Below are 24,567 nucleotides of genomic sequence, written 5' to 3' on the forward strand. Positions count from 1 at the left end.
GGATGGTACGGTTGCTTCTACTCTGCATATGCTTTCAATGCTGCGTTTTTTCTGTAAAAGCCCAGGAGGAATTTATTGACCCTCCCAGCAAACCTCTTGTTACCATTCCATTCATACAATTTACCGGAGGGGTAATCGTATTCCGAGCGCTTCTGGATGATTTTAAGGACTCGCTTACATTTATCCTGGATACCGGAAGCGGGGGAATTTCGCTGGATTCCACAACGGTAAAAACGCTTGGGCTGGAGCCCGGTCCGCCGGAGCGTATCATCCGCGGGATCGGCGGTGTACGAAAGGTAGGGTTTTTAAAGAACCGGGTGCTGCAGGTGGGGGATTATAAGATCGACAGTCTTAATTTTCATGTTATCGATTACGAAGTGCTTACCTCTTTATATGGTCAGAAAATTGACGGGATCATCGGATACTCTGTTCTGAGCCGTTATATTCTAAAGATCAACTATGAAAAACAGGAGATCAGCTTTTGTACTCCCGGTATCATAAAGTATCCCAAAGGCGGCTACCTGATGCGGCCTTACATAAGAATGCTGCCGTATTCACGGGCAACGATCGATGATAACCGGAAGCGGGGTTTTAATTACCTTTTTGATCTGGGTGCCGGTCTTACGGTTTTATTTTCAGACGACTTTATGAATGACAGCAGTTTTTTAAAAACAAAACGCCGGAGGTTTTTAAAACAGGGAGAGGGACTGGGGGGAAGAGTGGATATGTATCTGACCGTAATGAAATCGCTGCGTGTAGGGCCGTATAAATTCAGGAATGTTCCGGTAAATATTTTTAGTGATGAGTACAATGTTACTTCTTATCCCTCGCTGGGCGGACTGATCGGGAACGAGATTTTCAGAAGGTTTAATGTGATCCTGAATTACGATAAACAACAGATCCACCTTACCCCCAACCGCTTTTTTTATACACCTTTTGACTATGCGTATTCCGGTATCGAGTTATACCTGGTCAATGGTGCGGCTGTTACCGGAAAGATCCCGCCCGGCTCACCTGCAGAAAAAGCGGGACTGCGGGAAGGCGATGAGATCCTTGCCATCAACAACAGGTTCGGATTGCAGCTGGATGATCTGAAGCAGGCGCTTCAATCTACATACGGCAAGGTAAAGATCATTTACAAACGCAACGGGGAATTGTCGTCTACGGTAATGAATGTTATTAATATCACCCGGAAATAATCTATATCTTGATCTTGATTAAGTAGCCGTTGCTGGTTTTTGTAAAGGTATAAGAGCGGTCCTTAACTGTTAAACCAGTGATCTCATACTGAAGACAGCAGCTTTTGCCACCGCTGATCCTGGAGGAGTAAGCGATCTCCAGCACAAGGCTGTTTTTGATCCTGAGAAAAAAACGGCTCCGGTCCGGCACAGGAAGGATCACCACATGTTGCAGCTGATCATCAGGAGATGCGATCGAAATATTGGAAGTGACCTGCTGGCCGGATGTATTCCGGATATCGATGTCGGGAACCGTTATTTTGTTGGAACTGATATAGTTGGCGCCTGTAGTTTTATCAGTAAGTTCAATAACAAAGCTGGTGGAAGCGCAGGATTGACCGGCACAGTCTCCCGTCAGGGCCTCCTGATAGGAGGGATTGTCCTCGCTTTTTGTGCATTGTACGAGCAATAAAAGAACCAGTAATAAACTAAATAAAGATCGCATAGCGGCTTTTTTATTAGAGACGGGGAAAATACAAAAAACGAAACAGCCGCGGTCAAATTTAGCAAAGGCGCCTTCACCCATTTTTATTTATGATATCTTTGATCAAGAATGAGCAATCCCAATTTAAATAAAGAAAAACAGGGCCTCAGTGCGTTGGATAATGATTTTGAGAATACCATTCGTCCGGGCCAGATAAAGGATTTTTCCGGCCAGCCGCAGCTGGTGGAAAACCTGATCATTTTTATCAGGGCGGCAAAAATGAGAGGAGAGGCACTGGATCATATTCTTTTTCACGGACCTCCGGGTCTTGGAAAAACCACCTTGTCGCGGATCGTTGCCAATGAGCTGGGTGTGAATATAAAAGAGACCAGCGGACCGGTGATCGAAAAGCCGGGCGACCTGGCGGGGTTGCTGACATCACTGGAGCCCAATGATGTATTGTTTATTGATGAGATCCACCGGCTGAGTACGGTGGTGGAAGAATACCTCTATGCTGCCATGGAAGATTACCGGCTGGATATTCTGCTGGACAGCGGTCCCAATGCCCGGAGCATACAACTTTCGTTGAATCCTTTTACCCTGGTTGGCGCTACCACCCGAAGCGGGCTGCTCACCGCTCCGTTGTTATCGCGGTTTGCAATAAAGGCCCGGCTGGAATATTATAATGCCGTTACGCTTCAGAAAATTTTGCTGCGCTCTGCCCAGATACTGGGTGTGGAAATTTCAAAGGAGGCCGCGGCTGAAATAGCCGGCCGGAGCCGTGCTACCCCCCGGATCGCCAACGGCCTGTTGAGAAGGGTAAGGGATTTTGCACAGGTGCTCAACGACGGGATTATTGATATCGGCATCACCCGGCATGCATTAAAGGCGCTGAATGTGGATGAATACGGACTGGATGAAATGGATAACCGGATCCTGCTGGCCATTATTGAAAAATTCAAGGGAGGACCTGTAGGCATTACCACGATTGCCACTGCCGTAGGTGAAGAGCCCGGTACCATTGAAGAAGTGTATGAACCTTTTTTAATACAGGAAGGCTTTCTGCAACGGACGCCCCGGGGGCGCGAGGTAACGCATAAAGCATATGAGCACCTGGGAAAGAAGCCGGGAAGCCGCGGTGCGGTGAACCTGGAGCTGGGGCTCTAGCTTGCTGCAGCGCCTAATGGTTCTCAATTTCTTAGTGGTTCATAAAAGTAATTTTACCAGAAGATCCGAGTTAAGTGCTTAATGGGGTATCAATAATTTCCTCAGGCAAAAAGAAACCCGCCCTGAAAAAAACAGAGCGGGTACCTCATTGATATCCGGCAAAAAAATTAATCCTGCACTACCAGGCGGAATCCGTTTCCGTGGATGTTCACGATCTCAATTTTTTCATCATCTTTCAGGTACTTGCGCAGCTTGGCAATATACACATCCATACTTCTGCCATTAAAATATGTATCACTGCCCCAGATCTTCTTTAACGCCTGCTCACGGGGCAGCAGGTCATTCAGATGTTCCGCCAGCATTTTCAGCAATTCGTTCTCCTTGGGGGAAAGCGTTTGCGTATTTTCATTATGAATGAGCTGACGCAGCTTGGGATTGAAATGATAACTGGACAGCTGGTATTCCTTATTCTCCGTTTCTTTATTCAGCTCTTCGTTTCTTTTAAGGATGGCCTTGATCTTTAAAAGCAACACTTCACTGTCAAAAGGTTTGGTGATATAATCATCTGCGCCCAGTTTATAACCCTGTATGATATCTTCCTTCATGGTTTTGGCACTCAGGAAAAACAGGGGAATATCCGGGTCTACATTGCGTACTTCTTCAGCAAGTGTAAACCCATCCATGTGCGGCATCATTACATCCAGCAGGCAAAGATCAAATTTTTCACGCTGAAAAGCAGCCAGGCCCAACCGGCCATCACGTTCCAGGGTCACATCATAATCATTCAGTTCCAGATAATTTTTCAGCACATTGCCTAGGTTCGGATCGTCTTCGCACAATAATATTCTGGGTTTTTTTGTTTCCATGTTGCTGTGTTTAAGTTATTAGATGGCAAATAAAGTTAATGCTTTTTAATACACTAACAAATGGAAACGAATATTTTGTTAAAAGTCCGCCGGTATCCGGGAAAACAAAATTATTTCTTAAAGATGCGGAAAGTACCGTTGCCGCTGGTATTGGCACCCGAACCCCAGGTGCCGTCCATGGCGGAAAAACCGGCATCAACAGAGGCTGTTGTTGAATAGGAAGTACTGGGCGGATAAGTATACGTGGTTTTTACCGTAGCACCGGTAACAATGTAGGTGCCCTCTGCTTTGCCTGCAGCGGTGGTGTCGCTGTTGTCTGCATAAACCCGTACGGTACCGTTGGATCGGAACAGGAAAAAGTAAGGAAGACCGGGTACGGTATTACCGTTACCATATTTTCCCTCCCAGAAACCCACAACACTGGGCGGAGGCGTTTCGTCCTTATCTTTTTTGCAGGCGGGCGCAAGGAATAATAACAGGATCATACCTGTAAATAACAGTTGCTTCATAATAAGTGATTTGGCGTTGTTAATAAAATATGTTCTGGTAAGGCCTGTCCGGGGTTGTCCCGGGACGGGGCCTGCGTCCTCTTTGATATTGTCCAGGGGGCTTGAACTGATTGCCGCGGGCTAAACAGCCGCAGGCTTTTTACGCAGTGCACTTATCCGGCAAACAGGTATTGCCACGAGCTGTGCTTTTACTTTGGTAAACCCATACTTCGTTCCAGTTGATCACATCTTTTTCTTTGTTCATAAAAACCCCGGCCAGTGTCTGCTCCAGCAGGCATTCAAGTCCGGGACCATTTTTCCGCATGTAGTTCTCAAAAAGAGCGGTGTCAAACGATCCGATATTGCCGATTGCAAAATGCGGGTTAAAGCCGTATGCAAACGGGACAATATTACCGGTTTCATCAATTACGATCGTGTCCATGACGTCTGCAAGGCGGTTCTTATTACTACAGGATCTTGCAAAACCGTTTACGATCTGGGGGAATGTTTCAAGATAATCCCGGTGCAGCAGGTCGGCCTGGATGATCATTTTGTTCTGATACTTGCTGCTCAGGTAACTGGCGAGGATAAAGGTGCGGTGCAGGTTAAGGTCGTCACCGGCAAAATGTGCCAGCTCCTGTTGGGCCCGCCCGTACATTTCCAGCGGATGCAGTTGCAGTAATTTGGCGCCGGCCTCAAAGGCAAATGAACCGAGCCATACAAGATCTTTCCAGCTTTCAGGGGTAACCGTATGAATGAACCCGAATGGTTTTTGCAGTTGTTGCAGCACGGCTACGCCGGACATCATTTTTTCAAAAGCACCTTCCTGCCCTCTGATGTAATCATGTAACGGAGGCTGCCCGTCGATACTCACAGCGACAAGGTCGAGATACTGGAGTATGTTTTTGTTCTTTTCCGATCGCAGCAGCATGCCGTTGGTGGCCATACTGTTTTTATAGCCCAGCTCTTTTGAATAGCGAAGCAGGGGCTCCAGGTCCCTGTACAGGAGCGGTTCTCCACCTGAAAGAGAAAGGTTGTTGAATCCCTGCCCATACGCATATTTCAGGAACCGCTTCAGTGCATCGAGGTCTATGGTGTCCTTCAAATGAGGTGAGGAGCTTGAATAGCAATGCCGGCAGCACAGGTTGCATCTCCGGGTGGGATGCAGCTGAATGGTTCGGAAGGAAGCGGCTTTGATGCTGCTCCCGTTGTTGGTACAGGTTTTCATCAATGTTCGATTTCAGCATTGAACCGGAACCCCTGGTGGGCAATGACGCCATAAGGGAATACCTCGAACCGGGAAAAGATGCTGCCGAGTGAATTGAATTTTTTCCAGAATTCAGGATCAATGATGCCATTGATAATATAACGGTCAATCCTGGGCTGACCTTTTACAAATACCTGGTCGATTAACAGTCCGTTCTTTTTAAGATTCACAATCTCCCGGGAAATGTTCCGGATTACGGTCTTGTCCAGGTTTTTAACCTCCAGTTTTTTAAGGAGGGCTGTTTCAAATTCTTTTGAATTTTCCATGAGATAATTTTTTGGGGGGATACTTACTCCTTTCGTTTTTCAGCGTACACGTCTTACTCTTTTATGGATTTTCAGAATGCTCCGTCAAGGTTTTTATAATGCCAGGTGATGGTTTTTTCCGGGTTTAAGGTTCTTTTCGGTTTTTCAAAGATAGAAGCACTATTTGCCCGAAACAATCGCCTAATATGGTTAGGATTACTTTATTTTACAGTATCTTTTCAGAAATAGTTATCAATCTGTATTTTTATAAAAACGATTTATGGCAGACGCAGCACAATTTCTTCAATCCGTAAAAGACGGGTATACTTTTAAAGGAGAAAGCTATAAAATAGGCCGGGCCATTTTTAACGGAGAAGTGGTACCGGACGCGGATGTGAACATCCCTTTTAAAACACTGAACCGTCATGGCCTGATCGCCGGTGCTACCGGAACAGGAAAAACAAAAACATTGCAGGTGCTGGCCGAAGGCTTCAGCGATGCCAGCATTCCTGTTTTGCTGATGGATATTAAAGGGGATCTGAGTGGTATTGGTGCGGCAGGTGTTGCCAATGACAAGATCACCGAACGTTGTCAGAAGCTGGCCATTGAATTTAAACCAGAAGCCTATCCCATCGAGTTTTTAACGCTGAGCCAGGAGAAAGGCACCCGCCTGAGGGCCACGGTAACGGAGTTTGGGCCGGTATTGTTTTCCAAAATCCTGGAGCTGAATGACACACAGGGCGGTTTTGTGGCCATGATCTTTAAATATTGCGACGATAATAAATTGCCGCTGCTGGACCTGAAGGATTTTATCAAGGTGTTGCAGTACGTAAGCGATGAAGGAAAAGCGGAATTGGAGAAGACCTATGGGAAGATTTCGACCACGTCTACCGGCACTATTTTAAGAAAGGTGATCGAATTGCAGCAGCAGGGTGCGGACCTGTTCTTTGGGGAACGGAGTTTTGATGTGGAAGACCTGATGCGTGTAAGTGATGACGGGCGTGGGATGATCTCTGTTGTGCGGGTCACAGATCTGCAGGACCGTCCCAAACTGTTTTCAACTTTTATGCTGCAGCTCCTGGCAGAGTTGTATGCCACCCTGCCCGAAGTAGGAGATCCGGATAAACCCAAGCTGGTATTGTTTATTGATGAGGCACACCTGATCTTTAACGAGGCCAGTTCCGCATTGCTCAACCAGCTGGAAACCATTGTAAAACTGATCCGCTCCAAAGGCGTTGGTGTATTTTTCTGTACGCAGAATCCCATGGATGTTCCGGCTTCCATACTGGCACAGCTGGGTCTGAAAGTTCAGCATGCCCTGAGGGCTTTTACTGCAGCGGATCGCAAAGTGATCAAGCAAACGGCGGAGAATTATCCACTGAGCACTTTTTATAAAACAGATGAGCTGTTGACGCAGGTGGGCATCGGGGAGGCCCTGGTTACGATGCTCAATGAAAAAGGTGTACCAACCCCGCTGGTACATTGTATGGTGCGGGCACCTCAAAGCCGGATGGATGTTTTAACAGATGCAGAGATCGACAGCATCACCGCAAAATCAAAGATTGCATCGCACTACAACGAAGTGATCGACAATGAAAGCGCCTATGAGATACTGACACAAAAGCTCAATGAGGCTGCCGAAAAAGGCGCAGCGGCGGCGGAAGAGAATACCACGAAACGTCGCGCGGCGGAAGAAAAAGGATTCTTTGATAACCCTATTGTTAAAAGCGTGGCACGTACCGCAGGCAATACCATCGTGCGCTCCCTGCTGGGGGCCATCGGCCTGGGTGGCAGGAAGAAGAAATTCTTTTAGCAGGTGCCTCTGCTGCTCGGCCAGAAGGGGATCGTATGCCGGAAAACCGGCTGGATTGCCGGCTATTTCACCGTAAACGTTGTTTGAGAAAAGACAGGTGTTCCCCCGCTGGAAATACCCTGCAGTACGACTTTGTAGGCGCCTTTAAAATCAGAGGTAAAACAATCCAGTTTCAGGGGTTCCTTAGCTTTCAGCTGGATATCCGGTTTCCACAGCAACGTAGTGCGGTTATCCGGTATTCTCAGATCACCTTTGTCTCCGCTGGCATATAATTCAAAAGCGGTTCAGAGACAAATTACTCAGCATAAGACGGAGACGTTGCTGCCCGTCTCCTGCACAACCGATTGAACAAAGCAGGCGAAAACACGCTTTTGTATGGCTTTTTTCAACACCTTTGCGGAGTGTTCCGGGTGCTTCCGGCACAGCTAAACTATTTTCAATATGAACGAGAATTTTGCAAAACGCATCGGAGCCGAGGTGGAGGAAATAAAAACTTCCGGTTTGTATAAAACCGAACGCATCATCGAAAGCGCACAGGGTGCGGAAATACAGGTGAATGGTAAGACGGTTATTAATTTCTGTGCAAACAATTACCTGGGGCTGTCATCGCACCCGGATGTGATCAAAGCCGCACATGAAACCATTGATGTCCGTGGCTACGGAATGAGCAGCGTGCGCTTTATCTGCGGAACGCAGGACATTCATAAGGAACTGGAGCAAAAGATATCCGCATTCCTGGGCACTGAGGACACCATTTTATACGCGGCTGCTTTTGATGCCAATGGCGGTGTTTTTGAACCGCTGTTCAGCGATCAGGACGCTATTATATCCGATGCGCTGAATCATGCAAGCATTATCGATGGAGTACGGCTTTGTAAAGCACAGCGCTACCGGTACGAACATAATAATATGGAAGACCTGGAAGTAAAGCTGAAAGAGGCTTCCGGCGCCCGCAGCCGTATCATTGTAACCGACGGTTCTTTCAGTATGGATGGTACCATTGCCCAGCTGGACAAGATCGTGGAGCTGGCAGAGAAATATGACGCCGTGATCATGATCGATGAATGCCATTCTTCCGGATTCCTGGGAAAGACCGGTCGCGGCACCCATGAGTACCGCGGTGTAATGGGAAAGATCGACATCATTACCGGAACGCTGGGGAAGGCGCTGGGCGGTGCTTCCGGCGGATTTACCTCCGGCAGGAAAGCGGTCATCGATATGCTGCGTCAGAAATCAAGACCCTATCTGTTCAGCAATACCCTGGCGCCCTCCATTGTGGGCGGATCCATCGCTGTGCTGGATATGCTTTCTTCTTCCACGCAACTGCGGGATAAGCTGGAATTCAACACAAAATATTTCCGCGAAAAAATGACCGCGGCCGGCTTTGATATCAAGCCAGGCGATCATCCCATTGTACCCATTATGCTGTATGACGCGGTTCTGGCGGCCGACTTCGCAGCAAAACTGCTGGAAGAAGGGATCTATGTGATCGGGTTCTTCTTTCCCGTGGTGCCCAAGGGGCAGGCGCGGATAAGAGTGCAGCTGAGTGCCGGTCATGAATCGGAACACCTGGATAAAGCGATCGCGGCCTTTACCAAAGTGGGGAAAGAACTGGGTGTACTGAAATAAGAAAATGTACCGCTGATAACAGAAGGTTCACAAAAGCTGCGCAAGGTTTTTGTGGACCTTTTTAAAAATAACGATGTGAAATATCTGCCTGTTTTGATCGTGCTGTTCTTCGCTCCGGCAGCGGCGGGGCAATCCGTAAAAATACCCGATCAGTATCCCTCGCCCATGCAGGAAACCGTGCGCAAACACGAACGGATCTCTTTTGATATGCAGCAGGGGATTGCTTATACCTTGGAGGGTATCCTGCCCCGGCCGGTATCTGTATACATCCCGGCACGGCTGAAAAAGACAACACAGGCAGATCTGCTGATCCATTTTCACGGAATGGATTATGTGGCGGCCTATGCTGCTGAAACATGTAAAACCAAACTTATTGCGGTATCGGTGAACCTGGGTTCCGGGTCCGGCGCCTATTCCCGGCCCTTCCAGAATGATACAGCGTTTAAAAAGCTGCTGACCGCTGTGTGGACCGCTGTGGATGTGCACTTGGGAAAAAAGATCCGGCGGAACCGGGTTATCTTAAGCGGTTTCAGCGCCGGGTATGGCGCCATCAGAAGCATCCTGTCTGACCCGGGAGGTGCGGAGCTTGTAGATGCCGTGCTATTGCTGGATGGTTTGCATACCAGCTATATCCCGGATAGAAAGGTACTGGCTGAAGGTGGCCGGATCGATACCACGGGCCTGGAGCCTTTTCTTGCGTTTGCCCGGCAGGCCATCCGTCCGGCTACCGGCAAACAAATGCTGTTCACCCATTCGGAGATCTTTCCCGGCACTTTTGTAAGCACAACGGAGGCTGCCGGCTACTTGCTGCAACAGCTAAAGCTAAAAGCGCTTCCCGTTTTAAAGCAGGGACCGGTGGGGATGCAGCAGATCAGCGAAGCCAGCCAGGGCCATTTTACGATACTGGGATTTGCCGGGAACTCGGCTCCGGATCATATAGATCATTTTCACGGGCTGCCTTTCTTTCTCAGCCGGCTGCTTTAGCTGGGGCTTCTTTAACCATTGATACAAATGACCGCTGTCCCTTTAGAAAAAATCAGTAGGTTTGAATGGCTTATTTGTCCCGATAAAAAATTGTCATGAATAAATTTATTTTTTGCTGCCTGGTTGTAATGCTGGGTCCCGTTATCAGCTACGGGCAGCCCTCTAAAACCGCCACACCTAAAGCTGAAAAACCAGCTGAAGAGCGGAAAAATGCTTCTGCGGACCTGAGCTTTAACCCGGATGCTGCGGTAACCACCGATCATACAGTTACCATTAAAGGACAAAAAGTGGCCTATAAAGCCATTGCAGGCACGCTGCCGGTATGGGATGAAGACGGGAAAACGATTGCGGGTCTTTTTTATACCTATTATGAACGTACCGATGCCGGTAAGGCGGGCCGTCCGCTGGTTATTTCATTCAACGGCGGACCGGGTTCTGCTTCGGTATGGATGCATATCGGTTATACGGGGCCGGTGCTGCTGAACATTGATGAAGAGGGCTACCCGGTGCAGCCTTACGGCTATAAAGAGAACCCTTATTCGATCCTGGATGTAGCAGATATCGTATATGTGGATCCTGTGAATACGGGCTACTCACGGATCGTGGGAAAAGAAGTGCCCAAGACAAAATTCTTTGGTGTGAATGCGGATATCAAATACCTGGGCGACTGGATCAATACATTCGTAACGCGTTATGAACGCTGGGGCTCTCCCAAGTACCTGATCGGGGAGAGCTACGGCACCACCCGGGTTTCCGGTCTGGCGCTGGAACTGCAACAGGCACACTGGATGTACCTGAACGGGGTGATCCTGGTATCGCCGACCACACTTGGTATTGAACGGGGAACCGCAACAGATGCCGCATTGCGCCTGCCTTATTTTGCAGCTACGGCCTGGTATCATAAAAAACTGGCGGCGAATTTCCTGCAAAAAGATCTGGAAGCGTTTCTGCCGGAGGTGGAGGACTTTACCATGAACCAGTTGCTGCCGGCATTGAATAAGGGCAGTCTGCTGGATGAGGGCACCAAAAAATCCATAGCGGAAAAAATGGCGGCCTACTCCGGACTCTCACAGCAGGTGATCCTGCAGAACAACCTGGATATTGCCCCCAACCTGTTCTGGAAGGAGCTGCTGCGCAATGAAGGATTCACCGTGGGCCGGCTGGATTCGCGCTACAAGGGTATTGATAAACGGGACGGCGGGGAACGGCCGGATTTTAATGCCGAGCTTACTGCCTGGCTGCATGCCTTTACACCACCCATAAATATGTACCTGCGGAACGACCTGAATTATAAGACGGATTACCCGTACAATGTTTTCGGACCCGTCTATCCCTGGGATAATAACAATGACCGTACGGGTGAAAACCTGAGAAGTGCCATGTCCATCAATCCGTATCTGCACCTCCTGGTACAATCCGGCTACTATGACGGGGCCTGTGATTATTTTAATGCTAAATACAACCTGTGGCAAATGGACCCTTCGGGTAAATTAAAGGACCGTATCCAGTGGGCGGGTTTCCGCAGCGGGCACATGATGTACCTGCGCAAAGATGATCTGAAAACAAGTACCGAGCAGATCAGGACATTTATCAAAGCGTCTATTCCCAGCAGGGCGGCAAAATATTAATGCGGAGAGTTCTGGGCCACAGAGGCGCGAAGAAACATGAAGAGTGACTTTATAGTGCCTGGGATTTGGGAGTGGTTTCATAAAACATTAAGGGATTAAGGTCCATTAAGGCTTCCAGGAACTTTGTGTCACTTTGAGCCTTGGTGTCTTGGTGGCGGAATAAATAGGGCCACGAAGACGCGAAGCCACAAAGAAACACGAAGGTTGATTTTCTATTGCTTGGGATTCCGGGACGGATAGTTTATAAAACATTAAGGCATTAAGGTCCATTAAGGGTTCCAGGAGCTTTGTGTCGCTTTGAGTCTTGGTGGCGGAATAAATAGGGCCGCAAAGCCGTGAAGAAACACGAAGGTTGATTTTATAGTGCCTGGGATTTCGTGGCGGGTAGTTCATAAAACATTAAGGCATTAAGGTCCATTAAGGGTTCCGGGAGCTTTGTGGCGCTTTGAGCCCTGGTGTCTTGGTGGCGGAATAAATAGGGCCACGAAGACGCGAAGCCACAAAGAAACATGAAGAGTGACTTTCTAGTGCCTGGGATTTCGTGGCGGGTAGTTCATAAAACATTAAGGCATTAAGGGTCATTAAGGGTTCGAGGAACTTTGTGGCGCACTGAGGAGCATCATTCAATAACCGGTGCAGCAGTGGTAGGAACAGGTAGTTGCTTGTTTTCATCCGGTATTTCCTTAATGCCTTTATACCTGTAGGATTTTTCCGGTTCTTCACAGGTGGTATAAAACAGCGAACGGGTATCTGTTTTTCCCGGCAACGGGTCTTTCTGCTCAACAGGAATAAGCCTTACCCGGGTATATTTTCTTAATACGTCATCCGAATTATAATCATTGTTTTCATACAGCCGGTAGTTCTGTTCTTTGTCAAACACCTGCCTGCTGATGTACTGGTTGGATGCTGTATCGTAGATATAGGCAGCGGTATCTATTTCTTCCGACGGCCGGTAGTGGTTATTGACATATATGATCGCGTCATTCCGGTCGGTGGGATCGTACGCAGCTTTCTGCTGCATTATCTCCTGCCAGTTATTATCCGCTTCCTCCTGCTTTTCAAATGACCGGCTTGTAAGCGTGGTTTGCAGCAGTGTTATCCCTTCTTTGGTAGTGATGCGGCCTTTAAAAGGATCATGGTGCCGGTCCGGTTTGTTATATACCAGAATATAGTCATTCTCTTTTACGGGGATCCTGTAGGACCCGGGTTCCTTTTCGGATTGCTCCCCGCGCCAGGGCGCATCCATCCTGTGACTGAGCCCTATCTGCCCGGGGCGATAAGTAGTATCCCATACAAAAGGTGCAGCAAAGCAATTGGCATGTTCATTGAATACCCGCTGTACCGGGTGATCATCAAACCGGATAAAAGTGGCACCTTCTTCAAAACCGCCAAAGGCCATCCGGATACCTTTTATGGACTGGTCGCTGCGCGCGTATACAGAAAATACCTGCTCCGGCCTGTCGGGATAAAAAGAAAGCAATTCCTTTTCAAGAGCATATTTTCCAAACACCATGGTGGCATAACCATACAGCAGGAATGTGCTGTCTGCAAACAGACAGATACCATCGGAGGTGCCGCCATACCGGCCCTGCATGCTTTTATGCGTGTCCCTGCTTTGCGCGGCTGCCGTGGAAAATGTAAGTAAGAGCAGTACCGGTAAAATAATTTTCTTATTCATGTGCATGATTACAAATAGGCCCTACTGTTCGATAGCATATCCATGCAAATATGTAGTTATTTCATCTCAAATAAATGATCCGGCAGAAATTTTGTTGTTCTGTATGGAGAGGGCCTAACCCGCCTTCACTTTTAATGGTTTTATACGGCCGCAACAACCTTTATAACGTCATAGCAAGGACCGGAGGCCGGCCTGCTGCAGCCGGCAATAAAAAAGCGGCCCCGCCGGAACCGCTTTCAGGAGCATCGCTCAAAATACTATGCCTGTTTTACCAGTTCAGCGTTGATATGCAATTTCACATCATCACCTACCACAACACCTCCGGTCTCGGTAACCGCACTCCAGCTCAGGCCAAAGTCCTTACGGTTGATCTTCCCGTTCAGTTCAAAACCTGCAATGGTCTGGCCATATGCATTGGGTCCGATACCACCCAGCTCTACTGTAAGGGTTACGTTCTTTTTCACTCCGCGAATGGTCAGGTCTCCTGTCATTTCAAATTCATCACTGCTTTTGGGCGTAATGCCGGTCGACTCAAAAGTTAACTTAGGGTGGTTAGCTGCGTCAAAAAAATCGGGTCCTTTTAAATGTTCGTCACGTTGTGCGGGTCCGGTGGAGATGCTGTCTATATCTGCACTAAAGGTCACTTTTGCATCACTGAAATCCTCCTTGTCTGCAGTAACAGTACCTTCAAAGCTGTTGAACTTCCCGGATACGTTTGAGATTACCAGGTGTCTTACTTTAAAACCTATTTCCGAATGCATCGGATCGATTGTCCATGTAGCCATAGTTGTATTTGTTTTGTGATTTGATAGCACAAAATTAGTACCGGAACAAAAGACTGAAAATAATCTAGGTTAAGATGGTGGGTTAAGGTTTTGTAAAGGTCCTGGTTCCGAGATATCCGGTAAGCACAGGTAAACAGCCCGCGCTTCACAGGATCGGTTGCTGTGCTGTAAGCGGGTACTTTTGGACGGAACAGGCTAAAAAGAGCCGGGATCAGGGGAAGATCGCGGCCAGCTTGTTTTCAAGATCGATGCCGCGCAATCCTTCTGCGATGATCTTTCCCTGGGGATCAATCAGCACATTAAAGGGAATACCCCCGAATTTGTACATCGGCACTACGGGTGATTCCCATTTTTTTAGATCACTCACCTGGGTCCAGGCCAGCTTATCGTTTTGAATGGCATTCTTCCAGGAGGTGGCATCATCATCCAGTGAAACGCCCAGGATGGCAAATCCCTTTGATTTATACTTGTTAAAAGCTGCTACGATATTCGGGTTCTCTGCGCGGCAGGGCCGGCACCAGCTGGCCCAGAAATCCACCAGTACATATTGTCCTTTAAAGGAGTTCAGGGACACCGGTTTGCCTGAAACGTCCGGAAGGGTAAAGTCCGGCGCCTGTTTCCCGATCCAGGTGCGGTCTTCTGCCGCTTGTATCTCCTGCTGAAGGTTGAGCTTTAATCCTGCTACCGCAACGTGGTTGGGGAATTTTTTGGTCACTTCGTCGATCAGTGCAATTACCTGTTTGTTATCCAGCGGGTCCAGTCCCAGTCCCTGTCCGTTTGCTGTAGACTGGTAATAACCCAGTTCAAACATGGAAAGCGCAGGGTTCACGGCCTTTTTGATTTCACCTACCGTGAATTCTTTAAGTGCTGTTCCTTCCTGTTTAGCAGTTTGACGTAAAGCGGTGATGCTGCTGTCGGCCCCTTTTATTGCCTTCAGATTGTTTGCAGCGCGCAGGCTGTCGGCTTTATGTGCTGTATTTACCAGCCGTATCATTTTTTCATTAAAGGCCAGCATAAAGGTTTTCATGGCTTCGCTTGCCGGTGAATTCTTTACGTCAAATTTTTCAGGCAGCTGGGGGTTTTTGCTGCCCATGGTTATACTCAGATCCACCTCAGGGACATCATTGATCACCGAAGCAACCGGGAAGTCCAGTTCATCCAGCCGGATATTATAAATGGCATCTTCCAGCGCTTCCGTCTTCAGGGTGAAGGTTCCGTTCCCGATATCAGCGGAATCCACAATCACCGGTTGCATGGAGGCAACGGGAACTTCCTCCAGGTAGGCTTTTTTTGCCTGTGTGTTGACGACATTTCCGTTTACTGTAAAAAGTTTTTTATGATCATCCTTGCATCCTGCAAGAATAACGACCCCGATGGCCATCCACAATAACTGCTTCATTCCTTTAAATTAAAATGCGGGTTTAAAAGATCACCGCAGGATTCATAATTGTTTTTGAAAAACCGCCTGTCAGCTGAGTTTTTCCAGTAAAATGGCATTGGTCTTTTTTGGATCTGCCTTGCCCTTTGTTTGCTTCATGACTTCACCTACAAACAATGCCAGCAGGCCTTTTTTACCTTTTTTATATTCCGCCACCTTGGGTGCCAGCTTTTCGAGTACCGCATCAATGACCGGTTCCAGGTCTGCGGCATCGGATTGCTGGATCAGGTTATTCTTTTCCGCGAGTGCCAGGGGCTGTTCTTCCGGGTGTGCTAGCAGCAGCTGGAAAAGCCGGGTGGAGGCAATGGAAAAGCTCACTTTACCATTGTTCACACACTGGATCAGATCTGCTACCTGAGCGGGTTTTAACGGAAATGCCTCGATGGGCTCATTGTTTTCATTCAACCAGGTTTTAACAGGCCCCAGCATCCAGTTGGCTGCTGCTTTATAGTTTTCTGTGTGCTGTAATATCGCCTCAAAATAATCGGCAGTGTCCCGTTCTTCGGTGATCACCTGGGCATCATATTCCGGCAGCTGATAGGCGGTAATATATTGTTGAATGCGTTCAGCGGGTAAGGCCGGGATGGACCGGCGGATGTCCTCGATGAATGCATCTTTCAGATCGAAAGGGGGGAGATCCGGGTCCGGGAAGTACCGGTAATCTTCGGCATCTTCTTTATCGCGTATGGCAAAGGTAGTGCCGTTTCCTGCATCAAAGCTCCGGGTCTGCTGGCGGATGGTTGCGCCTTCTTCCAGTAAACCGATCAGGCGTTCAGCTTCAAAATCAATGGCACGTTTTACATTCCGGATGGAATTGAGGTTTTTTACCTCTACCTTGGTTCCCAGTTTTTCAGCTCCTTTAAGGCGAACCGAAATATTGGCATCGCAGCGCATACTGCCTTCCTCCATATTGCCATCGCAAACCTCCAGGTAGCGGACCAGTTTGCGCAATTCGGTTACATAAGCAAAGGCTTCTTCGCTGCTGCGCAGATCCGGTTCGGTTACGATCTCTACCAGGGGCGTACCTGCACGGTTATAATCCACCGCTGTATTATAGGGGTCTACATCATGAATGCTTTTTCCCGCATCCTCTTCCATATGGATCCGGTTCAGGCGGACGTCCTTTGTGCCGGCGGATGTTTTAATGGTGACATGACCATTTTTGCAAATGGGCGTTGTATGCTGGGAGATCTGGTATCCTTTGGGAAGGTCGGGATAAAAATAATTTTTGCGGGCAAAATAATTTTTCTGCTCAATCTCACAATGGCAGGCCAGCCCCAGTTTTACCGCAAACTCAATGGCCTTCCGGTTCATTTTTGGGAGGCTTCCGGGGTGGGCCAGTGTAACCGGACTTACATGGGTATTGGGGTCGGCTCCGAATGCGATGCTGTCGCCACAAAAAAGCTTGCTCTCTGTCAACAGCTGGGCATGTACCTCCAGGCCGATCACAATTTCATATTTTTCACTCCGTTCCATGTGCCGTATAAAGTTGTTCAGGTCCGCGAAGATACGCAAGCATATCGGTTTTTCAGGGCATTAAAAAAGCCGCCCCGATCGGATCGCGGCGGCCTTTAAACCCTAAATCACGAAAACTTAAAAACTATCAGCATATTGAGATATGCTATAGGTATAACGCCTTATGAGAAAAAAGGTTGAAAAAAATTATAAATCTGCGGTTTTTATCCGGGCAGACTGGGTAAGGGTAAGGGTCTGGCTCTTTCCGTTCCGGTTGATCTTAAAGTCGAGGGAAGCCTTTCTGCTGCCGCGGATCATACGGGAAGCCTGGTCGGTACTGTTTACTGCCTGGCCGTTGATCTCCTGGATGATATCCCCGCTTTTCAATCCGGCCTTTGAGGCATCGGAATCTTTATCCACATCAAGCACTTTTACACCATCGCCTTTTTCAAGGTCCTGGATGCGGATACCGATCTTAGGGCTGCTGCCAAATTCCTGGCCGGGAGTACCATAGAACCTGAAATTGCGGTTCCCGTTCCCCTGGTTGGGCAGCTGGCGCATCAGATCGTCAAAATCAATATTCGGTGCGGAATAAAAATTGCCGCCTCCCTGGTTAAAACCCATGCCTTCCGGGGCCTTCCATTTGGTAAGGGTGGCCTGGGTGGTATAACTTTTATTATCCCTTTTGTAGGCGATCGACACCTTATCACCCGGGTCTTTATCCTTTATCGCTGCGGAAAGCTCATCCGGGGCACCGATCTTTTTGTCATCCACAGTGGTAATGACATCACCTTCCTTCAGTCCGGCCTTATCCGCCGGGCTTTCTTCACTGACATTCACAACAGTGACACCCTCCTCCGTTTTCTGGGTCACTACCCCCAGCATAGCCTTGTTGGGTGCCTGAAACTTTTGTAATCCGTTGTCTCCCAGAATATTAAAAGAGCGACCCCGGCCAAACTGCCCGTCCTCATTGTACACATCCAGGTCTTTGATCTTTTTTCTTTTTACAGTGATGTCAGCATCCTTGTCTGTATCTACCGGCTTGCCGTTCACGGTAATATTGTCGCCATCCACTACGATGTTCATCCTGCCATCGGTCGCTCCTTTTTTTGTGATAATGATTTGTTCTGCTTCCTTGTTCTGGTTACGGTTCTGCGCAAAGCCCAGGGCGGGCATCAGCAGTGCAAAGAGTACATAATACGGCTTCATGTGTCAATTATTTTAGAAAATTCAATCAGGTTTCAGAAATACGTTTTTTTTCGTAGTTCAAAGTTAAGTGATTTGTGAAATACGAAAATATTCGGAAATGTTAAAATGCGGCGGGTCATTCCTTTAATTTTTGACCGCAGCTTTTACAGTACACCGCATCGGCGGTATGACCGGTGGCCTGGCAATGCGGACAGGGCTTACCCCGGTTCCTTTTTTCCTCGTAAATAACCGAAGCCGACATGATCCCGGTAGGTACTGCAATAATGGAATAACCCAGGATCATGATGAAGGAGGCAATGATCTTACCGGCCGCAGTAACCGGGGCAACATCCCCATAACCCACGGTGGTAATGGTAACAATGGCCCAGTAAATACTTTGGGGAATAGAATGAAACCCGTCATTGTGCTGGAATTCCACGATGTACATCAGCGAGCCCATAAAAATAGCCAGCAGCAATACAAAGAAAAGGAATACGATAATTTTCCGGAATCCCCTGATCAGGGCGAACATCAGCACCCGGCTCTCATCCAGGAACCGCACCATACGGAAAATTCTGAAAATGCGCAGCAACCGGAAGCTCCGCACGATCATGAACACATGCCACTGCGGATAGAAGAATTCCATATAGGAGGGCAGGATGGCCAGCAGGTCGATGATCCCGTAAAAACTGGAGGCATACTGCCTGGCAGAACGTACGCAATAAAGACGCAGCAGGTATTCAATGGAAAAAATAATGAGAAAAACAATATCAAGTATTTTGAACAGACCGGCATATGTTGCAGAAATGCCCTGCACGCTTTCCAGCATGAGTAAGGCAATATTGGAAAGGATCAGAACGAACAGGCCAATATCGAACAGCTTGCCCGCCGTAGTGGTGGCCTGGAAGATCGTGATGTACAGCCATTCCCGGAAAGTACCTTTTTCATCAGGTTTATTCTGATCCTGTACTACATCGGGTCTGTCTGGGATGAGCCGGAATAAAGACATATCCCAAATATAACAAATCGGAGATTTTTATCATTTCAGGGGGAAGGAATAGGTCTCATTGTAGAGTTCCACTTCCAGTTTCCCGCATTCATTTTTGTCCAGGATATAGACCTTATTGTTCCATTTGCTGCCCAAAACCGCCAGTGGTGCGATTTCTCCCAGCCGGGAACAGTCCAGCAATAACTTCCGGGCTTTGTCCTTAACGCCTTTATCCATCAGTTTATCAAAGACAACAGAATATGCCGATGGGTTCTGAAGATCAATCTTTGGCTCCGGGAAGGCGGTGATCAGCACAAAGTTTTTAGTAAAATCGATCTGGTCGATCCGGGATTCGTAATCACTGCGAGCGGTATTTCCGAACCCGGTCTTGCTCAGTTCCTTTAAATGTACTGCATTTAACACGGGCATAAATGCCAGGTCCTGGAAATCGGGCCGCTTATTTCCGGAATCCTCCTGGTGAAAGGCCAGGACGGAATCGGCTCCCTTTCCGATCTGATCGCGGTTGGCCACGTCCAGGATGGAACCCAGCACTGTTTCCATAGCCTTCCCTTCAGGATACGGCTTCATATCGGAAACAAAACTGAAATCTTCTTTTAGCTCGACCGGCTTTGGGGTACAGGAAAACAATACCATCAGAAAGCACAGGATGCTAAAACTTAATTCCAGCCGGGGTTTCATAACCATTATTTGTATTTTTTCAAAGGATTATAATATATCAGAGCAGTTTTTTAACAGCATCGATCACCTTGTCTAGGTTACCGGCTTCCTGTCCGCCCGCAGTGGCGAGGGTTTTTTGACCACCACCCCCTCCCTTGATCAGCGGCGCTACCTGTTGTTTGATGATCTGTCCGGCATCCAGCCCCTTTGCGGCAACCACGGTGTCGGCAATCGCAACAGCTACTGCAGCTTTGCCACCGATATTGGCACAAAGCACGATCACTGCATCACGCAGATGCGTTTTCAGGTCTCCGCAAAGTTTTTTCAACGCGTCGGGGGTGCTTACCTCCACAATATCGCCCACAAAAGTCACCTGGTTGATGATCTCATCCTTTTGAAGGAGTTGATTACGGATGCCCACGAGCTCTTTTGCTTCCAGCCGCTCCACTTTCTTTTCCAGGGCGGCTTTATCGGTGATTAATTTTTCAATTGCTTTTAACGGGTTGGCGCTTTTTAAAAGCTCGCCCACATGTTTGTATTCAGCTACCTTTTCGCTGAGGAAGCGGAAGGCTGCCGGACCGGTGAGGGCTTCTATTCTTCTTACGCCTGCAGCCACCGCGGCTTCGGAGGTGATCACAAACATACCGATCATACCGGTTTGTTGCACATGGGTGCCCCCGCAAAGTTCTACCGAAAAGGAAGGGTCAATGGTCACCACGCGCACGGTGTTGCCGTATTTTTCGCCAAAAAGCGCCATGGCACCCAGTTTCAGGGCCTCTTCTTTGGGCATTTCCTTAATAACAACGGGAATGTTCTCACGGATTTTTTCGTTAACGATACGCTCCACCTGGCGGATTTCCTCATCTGTGATCTTGGAAAAATGGAAAACATCAAAGCGCAGGATGTCCGGGGAAACCAGTGAACCTTTTTGTGCCACATGGGTTCCCAGTACCTGGCGTAAAGCGGCATGCAGCAAATGCGTGGCGGTATGATTGTAGGTGGTGTTCAGGCGTTTTACAAAATCCACCACCGCACCGGCTTCGGCATCGATCGCTGCCGGCAGTTTATCAACGAACTGGATGATGAGGTCATTTTCCTTTTTGGTGTCGGTCACCTGGATCGTCTCTCCCTCAAACTGCAATACACCGGTATCGCCTACCTGGCCGCCGCTTTCGGCGTAGAAGGGGGTGGTTTGCAGCACCAGCTGGTATTGTTCTTTTCCTTTTGCTTTTACCTTGCGGTATTTGGTAATCCTTGTTGGTACGTTGAGGTCATTATAGCCCACAAATGTCACGGGTACTTCTTCGTGCACCTGCTGCCAGTCTTCCGTATCCACAGCAGTTGCGGAGCGGCTGCGCGCTTTTTGCTGCTGCATCTCCGCTTCAAAACCGGCTTCGTCGATCGTAATGTTGTTTTCTGATGCGATCAGCCGTGTGAGATCAATGGGAAATCCGTAGGTATCATACAGCTCAAAAGCATCTTTACCGGAAATGGTGGTTCCTGCCGGGGCAAGATGTGCCGTGCCATCCGCACCGATCAATTCATCCATCCGTTTTAGTCCTTTTTCAAGGGTCCGTAAAAAGGATTCTTCTTCCTCTTTGATCACTTTTGCAACAAATGCTTCCTGCTGTTTTAATTCAGGGAACACCTGCTCAAACTGGCCGGCGATAACCGGCACCAGCTGGTTCAGCAGCGGCTGTTTATAATCCAGGTAAGAATAATAATAACGTACGGCGCGGCGCAGGATGCGGCGGATCACATAGCCTGCACCGGTGTTGGACGGCAGCTGGCCATCGGCAATGGTAAAGGCAATGGCCCGGATATGATCGGACAGAACACGGAAGGCGACCGCCTGTTTACTGTCGCTGAAATCATATTTTTTACCCACGATATTTTCCACCGTGCTGATGGTCCCGGAAAAAACATCGGTATCATAATTGGATGTTTTTTGTTGCAGCACCCGCACCAGGCGCTCAAAGCCCAGGCCGGTATCCACATGTTTGGCGGGCAGGGGTTGCAGGCTGCCATCCTTCAGCCGGTTGAACTGCATGAATACATTGTTCCAGATCTCGATCACCTGCGGGTGATCTGCATTCACCAGGGTCTTTCCGTCCACCTCCTGCCGTTCGGCATCCGGACGGCAATCGACATGGATCTCGGAGCAGGGACCGCAAGGGCCGGTATCCCCCATTTCCCAGAAATTATCTTTTTTATTTCCCCTGATGATGCGGTCTTCGCTGATCCATTTCTTCCATTCGGTGGCGGCCTCTTCGTCATAGGGCAGCCCTTCTTTTTCGTCTCCTTCGAAAACAGAAACATAGAGGCGGTCCTTGTCAATTTTTAATACTTCTGTCAGTAATTCCCAGCTCCAGGCGATGGCTTCCGCCTTAAAATAATCTCCAAAGCTCCAGTTGCCCAGCATTTCAAACATGGTATGGTGATAGGTATCCACCCCTACTTCTTCCAGGTCGTTATGCTTGCCGCTTACCCGCAGGCATTTTTGGGTATCGGCCACCCGCGGAAACGGGCTTTGTTTGTTACCGAGGAAATAATCCTTGAACTGGTTCATACCTGCGTTGGTAAACATCAGTGTAGGATCATTCTTTACCACGATGGGAGCAGAGGGCACGATCTCATGTCCCTTACTTTTGAAAAAGTCTAAAAAAGCCTGTCGGATCTCAGTACTGGTCATCATATAAAATCACCGTAATTAAGGCGGTGGGCTGCAAATTTAGTTGATTCAGCTGATTTGCTGCGGTGCAATAACAGCGGATGCTGCTGAGACACAGGATCTCAGAATGCTCCGCGTTGTCGTATCTCTGTGGGCTTTCCTCAATTGCTTCTTCCTTCGAAAGGATAAAATGATAATCCCAACGACAGTAAGAATCTCCTGGAGCGGACCTCACGGTTTTCATATACCGTAGGAGGATTATCATCATTGGAGCTGGCGGCCAGCGGGTTGGTAGCAAAATGCGCCCCTACATCAAATTTCATCCAGGGAAGTTTGGGGAAACCTGCCTGAAAGAGCATGCTGGGCTCAAAAAACAGCCGTCCCCTGTTTTTTATGCTGTTGTATCCCAGACGCGACTGCTCCTCTTCAGAATAGTTGGTCCGGAAACTGTTGGCGGTAAGGATCGAGAACTGCGGGGCAACAGACAAACGGGCATTCTCTGTAAAAAAGAAATTAAAGGAAGGTGTGAGCCGGTATTTGATGAAATCGAAATCAATATGACGCCGGCGCTCGGTGGGTATCCCCGTGTCAGTAGATTTGGAAGAGCCGAAACCCGCACCCAGTACCCCGTTAAAATAAACCTTTCCAGAACCGCCCATGGCAGTATAAAAACCGGCGCCTATATCGATCATCGAACGGGTATAGGTGATCTTGCTGTCGCTGTTCACATCCATAAGATCATCATTATCAAAAAGGTCTTTCTCGAACCGGCGCAAACCGGAAGCCTGGATCAGAAAATGATCGGTAATGGCATAAGCCGCCTGTATATCAAATCCCAGGCTGCGGGAAGAGCTGTTGTCGTTGCTGTCGAGGTCCAGACTGCTGAAGAGGTTATCCGGATTGGCCGCAAAGGCACCACTCAGCTTCAGATCGCCCTTCTGCCGGAAAAAAGAAGCATTGTGTACCGCAGGACTATTGATATAACGCGGATTGGTGGAGCTGCAGGAAGCAAGAAAAAAAATAACAGCAAGCGCCACAATCGGGTAAACAGGTCGGTTCATCGTTTTGATTTTAACAATTAAAATTATGGTTTTTCGATCATATTCGGCCGGATTACTGTATGTCACCCCGGGCAAACGCATCTAAATTGATAAACAGATAAAAGAAGGGCCGCGCCTCAAAAAAATTTTAAAAATGGGTTTTAGCTGCTTAAAAAGATCGAGTGAATACAGAGAGCTGTTGGCTCGGTACATAATGGGTCGTGCCGATGCCACTCTATTAAGCGAAAGTCCTGTAAAACTGTGCTAAAACACCGTTTTATAGACCAGATCGAGGCGATGCCTCTTGCTACAATTTAAATGCGTTTGCCCAGGCGTACCACCCGGCAACTGATCTTTGAAGCCGAAATGGTTATTGCCTTATCTTTAAAGACAAAAAGGATACATGGAACGGACTCTCGGAGCAAAGAAACGCATCGCGCTGGTAGCACATGACCATAAGAAAGATGAATTGCTGGAATGGGCGGTTGCCAATAAAAAAAAACTGATACAGCACTCGCTGTTTGCAACCGGAACAACGGGGACCATTTTGGAGCAGGCCCTGGGATTGCCGATTACGAAACTGTTGAGCGGGCCGCTGGGTGGCGATCAGCAGATCGGTGCCATGATCGCGGAAGCAAAGCTGGACATACTGATCTTTTTCTGGGATCCGATGGAAGCACAGCCCCATGACCCGGATGTAAAGGCCCTGCTGCGGCTATCGGCCACCTATAACCTTCCGGTGGCCTGCAACGCAGCCACTGCCGATTTTATGTTTGCAGCATCATTTATGACCACGGAGTACAAAGCGCTGCAAACGGACTATTCGACCTATTTGAAACGGAAATTGCCGGAAGTCAATTTGTAGCTGGTACAGGAGCCCGGTATCTTATCCAACAT

The 24,567-nt window shown here is 48.3% G+C and carries 21 protein-coding genes; 7 read left to right on the plus strand and 14 right to left on the minus strand.

Annotated elements, in window-relative coordinates; genetic code table 11:
- The first annotated feature begins 2 nt into the window (after positions 1-2).
- Complete coding sequence (locus K7B07_RS12060; RefSeq protein ID WP_223709928.1) at positions 3-1,199, plus strand: aspartyl protease family protein; 1,197 nt, start codon at positions 3-5, stop codon at positions 1,197-1,199.
- A 1-nt stretch (position 1,200) separates the two neighbouring features.
- Here the strand turns inward: K7B07_RS12060 and K7B07_RS12065 are convergent, their stop codons facing one another.
- Positions 1,201-1,683 (minus strand): hypothetical protein, encoded by a 483-nt coding sequence (locus K7B07_RS12065; protein WP_223709931.1) that lies wholly within the window; start codon positions 1,681-1,683, stop codon positions 1,201-1,203.
- A gap of 108 nt (positions 1,684-1,791) precedes the next feature.
- Between K7B07_RS12065 and ruvB the strand changes: the two genes are divergently transcribed.
- Positions 1,792-2,829 (plus strand): Holliday junction branch migration DNA helicase RuvB, encoded by a 1,038-nt coding sequence (ruvB, locus tag K7B07_RS12070; protein ID WP_223709933.1) that lies wholly within the window; start codon positions 1,792-1,794, stop codon positions 2,827-2,829.
- Positions 2,830-2,996: 167 nt separating this feature from the next.
- Here ruvB and K7B07_RS12075 read toward each other — a convergent pair whose 3' ends face one another.
- The 4 genes from K7B07_RS12075 to K7B07_RS12090 all read right to left on the minus strand — a co-directional run bounded on the left by K7B07_RS12075 (position 2,997) and on the right by K7B07_RS12090 (position 5,716).
- The gene (locus K7B07_RS12075) at positions 2,997-3,695 is read right to left on the minus strand and encodes a response regulator transcription factor (RefSeq protein WP_223709935.1); all 699 of its coding nucleotides are present in this window, start codon (positions 3,693-3,695) and stop codon (positions 2,997-2,999) included.
- A 110-nt stretch (positions 3,696-3,805) separates the two neighbouring features.
- Positions 3,806-4,204 carry a hypothetical protein gene (locus K7B07_RS12080; RefSeq protein ID WP_223709937.1) on the minus strand — a complete coding sequence of 133 codons (399 nt, stop codon included), beginning with the start codon at positions 4,202-4,204 and terminating at the stop codon, positions 3,806-3,808.
- A 139-nt stretch (positions 4,205-4,343) separates the two neighbouring features.
- Positions 4,344-5,411: a radical SAM protein gene (locus tag K7B07_RS12085; RefSeq protein WP_223709939.1), complete on the minus strand. Its 1,068-nt coding sequence runs from the start codon at positions 5,409-5,411 to the stop codon at positions 4,344-4,346.
- On the minus strand, positions 5,411-5,716 hold the full coding sequence (locus K7B07_RS12090) for a hypothetical protein (protein ID WP_223709941.1): 306 nt from the start codon (positions 5,714-5,716) through the stop codon (positions 5,411-5,413). Before K7B07_RS12090 ends, K7B07_RS12085 begins: the two co-directional genes overlap by 1 nt.
- Before the next feature lie 259 nt (positions 5,717-5,975).
- Between K7B07_RS12090 and K7B07_RS12095 the strand changes: the two genes are divergently transcribed.
- The 4 genes from K7B07_RS12095 (at position 5,976) to K7B07_RS12110 (ending at position 11,749) form a co-directional block, all read left to right on the plus strand.
- Positions 5,976-7,508, plus strand: coding sequence for a helicase HerA-like domain-containing protein (locus tag K7B07_RS12095; RefSeq protein ID WP_223709942.1), 1,533 nt, complete (start codon positions 5,976-5,978; stop codon positions 7,506-7,508).
- Between the two features lie 441 nt (positions 7,509-7,949).
- Entirely contained in the window at positions 7,950-9,137 is a 1,188-nt protein-coding gene (kbl, locus tag K7B07_RS12100) for a glycine C-acetyltransferase (protein WP_223709944.1), read from the plus strand.
- A gap of 75 nt (positions 9,138-9,212) precedes the next feature.
- Complete coding sequence (locus K7B07_RS12105) at positions 9,213-10,121, plus strand: hypothetical protein (protein ID WP_223709946.1); 909 nt, start codon at positions 9,213-9,215, stop codon at positions 10,119-10,121.
- A 95-nt stretch (positions 10,122-10,216) separates the two neighbouring features.
- Positions 10,217-11,749 (plus strand): S10 family peptidase, encoded by a 1,533-nt coding sequence (locus K7B07_RS12110; protein WP_223709948.1) that lies wholly within the window; start codon positions 10,217-10,219, stop codon positions 11,747-11,749.
- Between the two features lie 619 nt (positions 11,750-12,368).
- Here the strand turns inward: K7B07_RS12110 and K7B07_RS12115 are convergent.
- The 9 genes from K7B07_RS12115 to K7B07_RS12155 form a co-directional block, all read right to left on the minus strand.
- Positions 12,369-13,427, minus strand: a complete 1,059-nt coding sequence (locus K7B07_RS12115) for a hypothetical protein (protein ID WP_223709949.1) — start codon at positions 13,425-13,427, stop codon at positions 12,369-12,371.
- A gap of 257 nt (positions 13,428-13,684) precedes the next feature.
- Entirely contained in the window at positions 13,685-14,212 is a 528-nt protein-coding gene (locus tag K7B07_RS12120) for a YceI family protein (protein ID WP_223709951.1), read from the minus strand.
- Positions 14,213-14,423: 211 nt separating this feature from the next.
- Positions 14,424-15,611: a TlpA disulfide reductase family protein gene (locus K7B07_RS12125; protein WP_223709953.1), complete on the minus strand. Its 1,188-nt coding sequence runs from the start codon at positions 15,609-15,611 to the stop codon at positions 14,424-14,426.
- 69 nt (positions 15,612-15,680) lie between these two features.
- Positions 15,681-17,165: an Asp-tRNA(Asn)/Glu-tRNA(Gln) amidotransferase subunit GatB gene (gatB, locus tag K7B07_RS12130; protein ID WP_223709955.1), complete on the minus strand. Its 1,485-nt coding sequence runs from the start codon at positions 17,163-17,165 to the stop codon at positions 15,681-15,683.
- A gap of 147 nt (positions 17,166-17,312) precedes the next feature.
- Positions 17,313-18,314 (minus strand): PDZ domain-containing protein, encoded by a 1,002-nt coding sequence (locus tag K7B07_RS12135; RefSeq protein WP_223709956.1) that lies wholly within the window; start codon positions 18,312-18,314, stop codon positions 17,313-17,315.
- A 115-nt stretch (positions 18,315-18,429) separates the two neighbouring features.
- On the minus strand, positions 18,430-19,302 hold the full coding sequence (locus tag K7B07_RS12140) for an ion transporter (protein ID WP_223709958.1): 873 nt from the start codon (positions 19,300-19,302) through the stop codon (positions 18,430-18,432).
- Between the two features lie 30 nt (positions 19,303-19,332).
- Positions 19,333-19,986: a hypothetical protein gene (locus K7B07_RS12145; protein ID WP_223709960.1), complete on the minus strand. Its 654-nt coding sequence runs from the start codon at positions 19,984-19,986 to the stop codon at positions 19,333-19,335.
- 31 nt (positions 19,987-20,017) lie between these two features.
- Positions 20,018-22,654: an alanine--tRNA ligase gene (alaS, locus tag K7B07_RS12150; RefSeq protein WP_223709961.1), complete on the minus strand. Its 2,637-nt coding sequence runs from the start codon at positions 22,652-22,654 to the stop codon at positions 20,018-20,020.
- A gap of 137 nt (positions 22,655-22,791) precedes the next feature.
- Positions 22,792-23,691: a hypothetical protein gene (locus K7B07_RS12155; protein WP_223709963.1), complete on the minus strand. Its 900-nt coding sequence runs from the start codon at positions 23,689-23,691 to the stop codon at positions 22,792-22,794.
- Positions 23,692-24,073: 382 nt separating this feature from the next.
- Here K7B07_RS12155 and K7B07_RS12160 point away from each other — a divergent pair, with 382 nt between their 5' ends.
- Complete coding sequence (locus tag K7B07_RS12160) at positions 24,074-24,535, plus strand: methylglyoxal synthase (RefSeq protein ID WP_223709965.1); 462 nt, start codon at positions 24,074-24,076, stop codon at positions 24,533-24,535.
- Positions 24,536-24,567 lie beyond the last annotated feature (32 nt).

The sequence above is a fragment of the Niabella beijingensis genome (genome assembly GCF_020034665.1).
Taxonomy (GTDB): Bacteria; Bacteroidota; Bacteroidia; order Chitinophagales; family Chitinophagaceae; genus Niabella; species Niabella beijingensis.

Coding starts and splice junctions, on each gene's coding strand:
- K7B07_RS12060 (WP_223709928.1), top strand. CDS start 3: ATGGTACGGTTGCTTCTACTCTGCATATGCTTTCAATGCTGCGTTTTT.
- K7B07_RS12065 (WP_223709931.1), bottom strand. CDS start 1,683: ATGCGATCTTTATTTAGTTTATTACTGGTTCTTTTATTGCTCGTACAA.
- ruvB (WP_223709933.1), top strand. CDS start 1,792: ATGAGCAATCCCAATTTAAATAAAGAAAAACAGGGCCTCAGTGCGTTG.
- K7B07_RS12075 (WP_223709935.1), bottom strand. CDS start 3,695: ATGGAAACAAAAAAACCCAGAATATTATTGTGCGAAGACGATCCGAAC.
- K7B07_RS12080 (WP_223709937.1), bottom strand. CDS start 4,204: ATGAAGCAACTGTTATTTACAGGTATGATCCTGTTATTATTCCTTGCG.
- K7B07_RS12085 (WP_223709939.1), bottom strand. CDS start 5,411: ATGAAAACCTGTACCAACAACGGGAGCAGCATCAAAGCCGCTTCCTTC.
- K7B07_RS12090 (WP_223709941.1), bottom strand. CDS start 5,716: ATGGAAAATTCAAAAGAATTTGAAACAGCCCTCCTTAAAAAACTGGAG.
- K7B07_RS12095 (WP_223709942.1), top strand. CDS start 5,976: ATGGCAGACGCAGCACAATTTCTTCAATCCGTAAAAGACGGGTATACT.
- kbl (WP_223709944.1), top strand. CDS start 7,950: ATGAACGAGAATTTTGCAAAACGCATCGGAGCCGAGGTGGAGGAAATA.
- K7B07_RS12110 (WP_223709948.1), top strand. CDS start 10,217: ATGAATAAATTTATTTTTTGCTGCCTGGTTGTAATGCTGGGTCCCGTT.
- K7B07_RS12115 (WP_223709949.1), bottom strand. CDS start 13,427: ATGAATAAGAAAATTATTTTACCGGTACTGCTCTTACTTACATTTTCC.
- K7B07_RS12120 (WP_223709951.1), bottom strand. CDS start 14,212: ATGGCTACATGGACAATCGATCCGATGCATTCGGAAATAGGTTTTAAA.
- K7B07_RS12125 (WP_223709953.1), bottom strand. CDS start 15,611: ATGAAGCAGTTATTGTGGATGGCCATCGGGGTCGTTATTCTTGCAGGA.
- K7B07_RS12135 (WP_223709956.1), bottom strand. CDS start 18,314: ATGAAGCCGTATTATGTACTCTTTGCACTGCTGATGCCCGCCCTGGGC.
- K7B07_RS12140 (WP_223709958.1), bottom strand. CDS start 19,302: ATGTCTTTATTCCGGCTCATCCCAGACAGACCCGATGTAGTACAGGAT.
- K7B07_RS12145 (WP_223709960.1), bottom strand. CDS start 19,986: ATGGTTATGAAACCCCGGCTGGAATTAAGTTTTAGCATCCTGTGCTTT.
- alaS (WP_223709961.1), bottom strand. CDS start 22,654: ATGATGACCAGTACTGAGATCCGACAGGCTTTTTTAGACTTTTTCAAA.
- K7B07_RS12155 (WP_223709963.1), bottom strand. CDS start 23,691: ATGAACCGACCTGTTTACCCGATTGTGGCGCTTGCTGTTATTTTTTTT.
- K7B07_RS12160 (WP_223709965.1), top strand. CDS start 24,074: ATGGAACGGACTCTCGGAGCAAAGAAACGCATCGCGCTGGTAGCACAT.